This is a genomic window from Megasphaera sp. DJF_B143 (assembly GCF_900320625.1).
Taxonomy (GTDB): Bacteria; Bacillota; Negativicutes; order Veillonellales; family Megasphaeraceae; genus Megasphaera; species Megasphaera hexanoica.
Genome location: NZ_ONTA01000057.1, coordinates 1 through 7,851, shown reverse-complemented (window position 1 = coordinate 7,851; position 7,851 = coordinate 1). Strand labels below are relative to the sequence as shown.

Genomic DNA, 7,851 nt, shown 5'->3' with positions numbered 1-7,851 from the left:
GTGACCAAGCCGAAGGAAGCATACAGGCTGAAGGCACGGCCGATAAAGCCGAGAACAGCCGGAGCCAGCAGAATCCCCACATAGCCGATGGTACTGACCGCCGAAACAGCATCCGCCACAGGCATGACCTTCTGCGTACCCAGCAGTGAGTAAAAGACCGGTACCGTATTGGCACAACCCACGCCAATCAGAATAAATGCCAAAAAGAGCAGCGGTCCCGGTGGCAGGAATAAAATGCCAAGAAATCCGGTAAAGGCGATGGGCAGAGAAACGGTCAGAATATGCCGGCTGCCAAAATGCATGACCAGGGAATCACCGGGCAGGCGCATGAGAAAGGCCGCTGCCGTAAACAGCGTCAGACCCAGCCCGGAATGAGAAATATCCACTCCCTTTTCTGTCGTCAGGAATACACCACTCCAGTCATTGATAGACCCTTCGACAAGAAAGGAGATGGTACAGATGACGCCGATAAGCAGAATATACGGTTTAGGCCGCACAAAATGGGAAGACCCGCGATTTCCCTGCCGGTTCTGCATCAGGTGGGGAGCAAAAAAGAACAAGCATCCGGCAATGACCATAGTCGCCGCCAGAGCCACCAGTTTCCAGTGCAGTCCCAACGAGAGAAGCAGGGCGAAAAAAGCGGCGCCGGAAAAATTGCCCAGAGACCACATAGCCTGCAGTCCCGACATGAGCCTCTTGTGGATTTTCCGCTCTATATAAATGCCATTGATATTGACCACCACATCCGAAAGCCCCAGGGATGCTCCCAGTATGACAGCAAATCCTATCGCCCCGGCATAGACCGGCGCATGGCACAGCCCATTGAGACAGACAATCATACCCAGACCGCCCACGGTCAGTGAACGGCGGCATCCCAGCCGGGCCGCGATGGCACCGGCAAAGAACATCATGACCAGTGCCCCCGCTCCCAGTGTAAGGAGCAGAATGCCCAGGTGGTCATCGGGTATTTCCAGATTATGTTTCAAAAAAGGAATCAGAGATGCCCAGGCCGTAAAACCGAAACCGCCGAGGAAATAGAAGGCTTTTGCAGAATATATTTCCCAACGTATCTTTTTCTTATGCTCCATAGCTTCTGTATACCCCATTGGTCATCACCTCCACAAACAAAAATGCCGGACAAGAACCGGCAGGACATCCATATCTTACTTCGACAGGTATCCGTACGCAGAGACCTGTCCTCCGATATTTCGTCTGCCGACATCTTATCCGGCTGTATACATTACGGTTATACATCCTCCGATGAGCAGTATGTATTGTAACATGAAAAGACACATTCTGACAAGAGTCTCTTACTCCTTATGTCCACTTAGACAGCACATCATATTCTACCCGATCGTTCAAAAAATTTTTTCGGTGACATGCCGACGTATTTTTTGAATACTTGTATAAAATATTTGTAATCAGAAAAACCGACCATATCCGCGATTTCATAGACCTTATAATCGGTTTCCTTCATCTTTTTGACCGCCTGCTGAATCCGATAGCGATTGAGAAAATCGTGAAAGGTATAATGCATTTCTTCCTTAAACTTTGTCTGCAGATACACACTGGATACGCCCAGGTCTTCACAGAGATTCTGCAGGAGGATTTTTTGTGGGTACTGCGACTCTATAATCTGCAGGACTTTTTTCACATAGCGGTTTCCCGGTTCCGGCAGCACGTCCGGCAGATTCATCTGTACCGGATGGAACAGTGCCTGTTGTTCCATCTGGCGAAGAGCACCCAGTTTTTTCTTTACCCGCATCAAAGCTTTCTGGAGAGCAGTAAAATCCACTGGCTTCAGCAGATACTCCGTGACATCCAGAGAAATCGCCCGCTGGGCATATTCAAATTCATCATAGCCAGAAATGACAATGGCGGCATACGGTATAGACCGGGTCTGTTCCAGCATATCCAGGCCGCTCATAAAAGGCATCCGCACATCGGTAATGACGATATCCGGTCTCATCTGACGAATTTTTTCTGCACCTTCTGCCCCATCTCCGGCCTCACCTATGATGACACAGCCTTCCGTTTCCCAGTCCATCAGATACATGAGTCCTTTACGGATAATCTCTTCATCTTCTACGAGCAGTACCTTATACATCGTCATAATGTGACACCTCTTCTTTTACCATCGGCAGGGACAGAAAAACGCGGAACCCCTGGGCATCTCCTTCAATGCGGATGCCTGCCGTCCTGCCATATCGGAGCCGCAATACGCGGTGCACGTTATACAGGCCGATATGGCTGGGTGCTACCACGTCCGATGTCAGCAGACGACGGAGAGATGCCATTTTTTCAGGGCTGATACCGGAACCATTGTCGATTACTGACAATACGAGCATATCTTCTTCTCTTTTTCCAGTAATGCTGATATGAATCGACCGTACATTTTCCAGTCCATGGACAATACTGTTTTCTACGACAGGCTGCAACAACAGCTTGGGAATCTGGCAATGATACAAATCCGGATCGATGACAACATCATAGGATAATCGTTCGCCGAAGCGCATCTTTTGAAGAGCCAGATAATCTTTTACGTACTGAAGATCCGTTTCCAGACTGACATCACCTTCACCGCGATGGATACTATAGCGCATCAGCCGGGCAAAGGAGACAGCCAGTTCCGATGCCTTTTTCGGATCAAACAGAATTTCATAGCGCAGCCCTTCCATGACATTGAAGGCGAAATGGGGATCCATCTGTCCCTCCAGATTCCGCACTTCCATGAGCCGTTTCCGTTCTGCCAGTTCTTTATTGCGTTCCATAAGACGATGGATTTCCCTCATCATACGGTTAAATTCCTGATAAATGACCTGAAATTCCTGCAGGCTCTGCTCTGGTTCCAACCGGTAATCGAGATTTCCATTTTTCCCTTCCCGCACAGCAACCAGCAGTCCATCCAATGGCTTCAATACTTTACGGGACAGTTTCCGCGCCACCAGAAATACAGCCAGACAGGCCGCTATGCCAATACATCCCAGGAAAAGAAGTACTGCCTGAAGCAGAGAATCCGTATGGGGAATAGCCGTAAACGCAATGACCTGAAGTTTATCGCCCCGGGCCGGCCGGCTGACATAATAACTGCGACCCTGAACAGTTTGTTTCCCTTCCATGGTCAGGGGCGTGCGCAATTTACCCATAGCATCTACAAACTGCGGGTTCGTTGAAAAAACGACGTGATCGAGGGTATCCATAATGACAATCTGCTCTGCCGGCCATGCGTCGGTCAGCTCCTGGAATCCTTCCTGCCGGAAAAAAAGGAAGATGTATCCTGCCGTTCCTGTTTCATCCCACACAGGCCTGAGAAGATAATACTGTTCCTGCTGACTATGTTGCAGCGGCAGTATCACCGGACCATAACGCAAATCCCTGACACCATCTGCCCCGGCCCGATGCAGCATGTCCTGTATATCCCGGTTCTCCATGACAAGCCCCAGATTATCCTGATACAGGCTGGTCATGACCGGTTTCCTTTTGCTGTCTAAAAGGAGGAAATCACCACGGACGACACCACTGTTCGTTATGTCATACAAGTGTTGTGCCAGCTCCTGATCGGCCTTTCCGTCCTGCAAGGCGCGGATGAGGACAGGATTCCTGCCCAGTTCATCCAACATAGCCACACAGCGGTTCCACTCCCGGCTGACGGCCTGTTCTGCCTCTGCTGCATGGGCATCCGTTCCATCTACAACGCGTACCTGATAAAAACAGACCAGAAAGGATACGAATAAACATATCAGGAACAGTATGAGCAGTGCCGCCCCTTTAGTAAAAACCTGTTGTAAGTACAGATGAAAACTGCGTGGTCTGCTCATACCGCCCCTCCTTAAAAGTTAAATCAGATACTGATATCACGCCGTCCCGTCAGCTTGAAGAAAATCAGCAGGGACAAGATGGAGGTCAGCGCCAGAATTGTAGCATATGCTGATGCATTGCCGTAATTACCGCGGATGACTTCGGTATAAATAGACACAGTCAGCGTCTGATTGGCTGTCGTATATAAAATAATGGAAGAACTGAGCTCACTGATGATGGTCACCCAGCTCATAATGGCCCCTGCCAGGACGCCGGGCATCATCATGGGAAGGGTAATCCGGCGGAATGTCGTCATGTCGGAAGCCCCCAGCGAAATAGCCGCTTCTTCTACATTTTTGCTGATCTGTCCCAGAGCTGCCACGCTGGAACGCACGGTGTAAGGCATACGCCGGATGGCAAAGGAAATAATCATGATCAGAGCCGTACCGCTTAAAACGATAGGCGGACTGTTGAAGGCAAACAGGAAGGAAATCCCCAGTACAGACCCGGGAATAATGAAGGGGAACATGGTCACCGTATCGAGGATGCTGTTGAGGAGATTCTTTTTCCGTACACTCAGATAGGCAATGATAACTCCCATGACCAGTACGATTGCAATAGCGACAATACCCAGGAAATAGGTGTTCCAGATGACCGTGTTATCTTTGGCGAACAACGTCGCTTCATAACTCTGGAGCGCATACCCGCCAGTAAAGACCTGACCGCCATTACTGCGCAGAAACGATGTATACACGACGACGAGCTGGGGCAGAATAGCCAGCCCTGTTACTATATACACGATACCATGAGCCATGATATTGCGCAACCCCGATGCTTTTTCAGCTACGATAGGCTTCAGTGCTGTCATCGTATAGGTACTGCGGTTCGCCAGATAGCGCTGGACAAAGAACATGACCACCGTCAGTACAATCATGATGACGCAGATAGCCGCAGCAAATCCATCATCACCGCCGACTTCTCCCATAAAGGACGTATACACCAGTACGGGCATGGTCTTGAATCCTTCACCGATCAGCATAGGTGTACCAAAATCGGCAAAGACCCGCATGAAGACGAGCATCGAACTGGATAACAGCGTCGGCAGCAGAAGAGGTACCAGGATCCGCCGCATCCGCGTGAAGCGGGAACAGCCCAGGCTTTCCGCCGCTTCATTCAGCGAATTATCGAAAGTCTTGAGCGATCCGGACAAAAAGATATAAATCAAAGGAAAGGACTGCAAGGTAAAGACGAGGACGATACCAGAAAATCCATAGACACCATTAAACGATGTATGAAACAGCTGGTTAAAAAACTGGGTGATGACACCGTTGCGCCCCAACAGCTGAATCCAGGCATAGGCTCCAATGAACGGCGGCGACAAATAGGAAATGACAATCAGGATATTGAGAAGGGCACTCCCCTTTATCTTGATACTCCGCATGAGATAAGCCATGGGAAGCCCCAGAAGAGCTGCCAGGATAGTAGAGACGACCGTGACTTCCATACTGTGAACCATGGTTTCCCAATAAAAAGGCTTGGTAAAGAACCGGGTAAAATAGGCCATCGTCGCACTGCCCGAAGCAGGGTCCACTACGCTCTTATATAATACGAGTATCAGAGGATATAAAACAAAAATGGCAAAAAAAGCAAAGAGCCAGAGACTGATTACGGTCCAGAATGAAATATGAGATCGTTTAGTTTGTGCCATTATGACCACCTTCTATCATCGTTTCTGCACTGTCGCTATGGAATACGTTGATACGGCCGCTCTTAAGCTGCAGACTCACGGCCGTCCCATCGGGAAGATAACTGCCTTCACCCTGGTACTGGATGACTTCCAGATTATTTCCATCATCCGATTTCATAAAATAGTGAGTAGCAATTCCCAGGAATACGCTGCTTTCGACGACTGCAGAAATTCCCCTTTCACCGGCCGGCACAATAGAAAATTCTTCCGGCCGTACGGATACGATGACGGACTCTCCATCTTTTGCCGACTCATCGAGATTATCCATGGTCACGTTATATCCATCTTTGAAATGCAGGGTATGGGCATTCCCGTCTTTTTGCAGCTTTGCATCGAGAAAATTGGACAGACCGATAAATCCGGCTACAAACGTATTGAACGGCCGTTTGTAAATATTCTGCGGCGTCCCGATCTGCTGAATAACACCATTATTCATGACAGCGATGCGATCTGATACAGCCAATGCTTCTTCCTGGTCGTGGGTTACATACACCGTCGTAATGTGGATATGACGCTGGATTTTCTTTATCGCATTCCGCATTTCTACCCGAAGTTTGGCATCCAGATTGGACAATGGTTCATCCATTAGGAGTACTTCCGGCTGAATGACGATAGCCCGCGCCAGGGCAACCCGCTGCTGCTGGCCGCCAGAAAGAGCCGCAGGCATACGGTCCTTTAAATGGTCAATTTTCACAATTTTCAGTATGTCGTCTACCCGTTTTTCTATATCGCCTTTCCCGGCCCCCCGCATCTGCAGTCCGAAAGCCACATTGTCCCGTACCGTCATATGGGGAAATATGGCATAGTTCTGAAACACCATGCCCATATTCCGTTTCTCTACAGGCACATCATTGATACGCTTCCCATTCAGCCGGATTTCCCCTTCTTCAATAGAGTTGAACCCGATAATCATACGCAGCAGCGTCGTCTTGCCACAGCCCGATGGTCCCAGCAGAGTAAAAAACTCCCCTGGCTTAACATGAAGAGACAATCCCTTTACTACCGTATTGTCCCCATAGCGCTTTACCACGTGATCAATATCAATGGATACGCTCATTTTCTCTTCCTCCCTATAAAAAATGCGGCAGGACCCGCTGCACTGATACTAAGTTTCCTGCCGCAAACTGATGCAAATACAATCATTTATCTGTTATTTTCGAGATGCTGGTTCCACATCGACACGATATCCTGTTTATGATCCGATACCCAACCTTCATCATAGTTGGGGAACAGATGAATCTGATCAATAGGCGTCATATACGAAGCCAGCTCGATATTTTTGCGAAGCGGCCGCACCGTCAGTTCCTTACCAGCCATTTCCTGAATCTTCTGTGAAATCATGTAATCGACAAATTTTTTAGCGTTTTCCGGATGTTTGCATCCTTTGATAATCTGCACCGATTCACCAGGGAAAATAGCTCCTTCTTTCGGGAATACGACTTTGACGGGAGCGCTGTTGCGGACATAGGTAGCTGCCGGGTCTTCCCAAGTGAGGCCTACCGTATATTCCCCATCGGCAACGCCTTTGTGGACAGCGCCGGAACTGTTCAGCATCTTGCCATCGAGATTCTGAATGAATTTATCCACATATTCCCATGCTTCCGGACTCATAGGATCACCATTTTTTCCTTTGGCATAGAGCATAGCCATGAGAGACTGGAATGCCGAACTGGAATTAGCCGGGTCGCCAAAGGCGATCTTACCCTTTAATGCCGGATTCAGCAGGTCATCAAAGGTCTCGATTTTCGTGTCACCAGCCAGATTCGTGTTGACGATAAGGACGGTAGGATCAGCAAAAGCTGGTGTGAAATATCCCGTCTTATTGCGGAACGCTTCCATCATATTTTTATCTTCCGGCGACACATATTCCATGAATAAGTCTTTCTGGGATTCCAGCATCGTCTGATCTGCTGCCCAGAGGATATCGCCCTGTGGATTGCCCTTTTCTGACGAAACGCGTTTTAATAACGGTCCCGTACCGGCCACGACGACATTGACTTTGATTCCCGTATCTTTTTCAAAATTAGGAATGACCAGATTGTTCAGGCTTTCGCTACGGGCCGTATACACCGTAAGCACCTTATCATCACTGCCAGATGCACTCTTCTGACCACCTCCGCAGCCAGCCAATGAAACCAGTGTCGCCGCTGCAATCGCCAAGGTAATGATTCGTTTTGTGATTTGTTTCATCTTTCTGCTCCTTTCGCTTTACCAAATTCCGAAACACGTATTGCGCACTTTTATTGTACTGTATTCATATATATTGTCTATCCGGTAAAAGATAAAAAACATCTAATTTTCTTAAT

General features: G+C 48.6%; 6 protein-coding genes. All 6 read right to left on the bottom strand.

All coding sequences use genetic code 11. The features are described 5' to 3' along the window. Positions 1-1,106, bottom strand: a 1,106-nt coding sequence (locus tag DBO31_RS01640; RefSeq protein ID WP_234995352.1) for an MFS transporter, incomplete at its 3' end; no start/stop codon positions are given. 233 nt (positions 1,107-1,339) lie between these two features. After that, the gene (locus DBO31_RS01635; protein ID WP_200817429.1) at positions 1,340-2,113 is read right to left on the bottom strand and encodes a response regulator; all 774 of its coding nucleotides are present in this window, start codon (positions 2,111-2,113) and stop codon (positions 1,340-1,342) included. Then, positions 2,100-3,818: a sensor histidine kinase gene (locus DBO31_RS01630; protein WP_150824281.1), complete on the bottom strand. Its 1,719-nt coding sequence runs from the start codon at positions 3,816-3,818 to the stop codon at positions 2,100-2,102. The genes DBO31_RS01635 and DBO31_RS01630 overlap by 14 nt, the downstream gene beginning before the upstream one ends. 23 nt (positions 3,819-3,841) lie before the next feature. Further along, positions 3,842-5,506: an iron ABC transporter permease gene (locus DBO31_RS01625; protein WP_150824280.1), complete on the bottom strand. Its 1,665-nt coding sequence runs from the start codon at positions 5,504-5,506 to the stop codon at positions 3,842-3,844. Next, positions 5,493-6,602: an ABC transporter ATP-binding protein gene (locus tag DBO31_RS01620; RefSeq protein ID WP_113855337.1), complete on the bottom strand. Its 1,110-nt coding sequence runs from the start codon at positions 6,600-6,602 to the stop codon at positions 5,493-5,495. The genes DBO31_RS01625 and DBO31_RS01620 overlap by 14 nt, the downstream gene beginning before the upstream one ends. A gap of 86 nt (positions 6,603-6,688) precedes the next feature. Then, positions 6,689-7,735 (bottom strand): ABC transporter substrate-binding protein, encoded by a 1,047-nt coding sequence (locus DBO31_RS01615; RefSeq protein WP_059077043.1) that lies wholly within the window; start codon positions 7,733-7,735, stop codon positions 6,689-6,691. Positions 7,736-7,851 lie beyond the last annotated feature (116 nt).

What these genes read in the sequence shown, in the direction of transcription:
- DBO31_RS01635 (WP_200817429.1), bottom strand. Translation starts at nt 2,113, where the DNA reads ATGACGATGTATAAGGTACTGCTCGTAGAAGATGAAGAGATTATCCGT.
- DBO31_RS01630 (WP_150824281.1), bottom strand. Translation starts at nt 3,818, where the DNA reads ATGAGCAGACCACGCAGTTTTCATCTGTACTTACAACAGGTTTTTACT.
- DBO31_RS01625 (WP_150824280.1), bottom strand. Translation starts at nt 5,506, where the DNA reads ATGGCACAAACTAAACGATCTCATATTTCATTCTGGACCGTAATCAGT.
- DBO31_RS01620 (WP_113855337.1), bottom strand. Translation starts at nt 6,602, where the DNA reads ATGAGCGTATCCATTGATATTGATCACGTGGTAAAGCGCTATGGGGAC.
- DBO31_RS01615 (WP_059077043.1), bottom strand. Translation starts at nt 7,735, where the DNA reads ATGAAACAAATCACAAAACGAATCATTACCTTGGCGATTGCAGCGGCG.